General features: G+C 44.0%; 1 protein-coding gene. It reads right to left on the reverse strand.

Annotated features, from left to right (window positions below):
• On the reverse strand, positions 1–250 hold a 250-nt coding region (locus SB751_RS33515), incomplete at both ends, for a DUF4198 domain-containing protein (protein ID WP_410749435.1).

The raw sequence follows: 250 nt of genomic DNA on the forward strand, positions 1-250 counted from the left end.
GGTGCTACTTCGAGGGTTGTAAATAGTGCATAGCGACCTACGTCTACGCCAGCTTCATTGACGGTTACTTTTTGAGACGTTTCGATTAGGTATAAACCAGGCTGTTGCCAAGTGCTGGTGAAAAACCCGTCTTTATCTGTGGTTACTTTAATCTCACCACGAGTATTACGATAGCGTGTATCTCCTTTTAAAATACTTATTTCAATCCCTTCGCCAACCGGCTTGCCATCGCTTAGTAGTTGAAAGCGTG

Source organism: Cupriavidus sp. SIMBA_020 (assembly GCF_046535395.1).
In the GTDB taxonomy this organism is placed as follows: domain Bacteria; phylum Pseudomonadota; class Gammaproteobacteria; order Burkholderiales; family Burkholderiaceae; genus Cupriavidus; species Cupriavidus campinensis.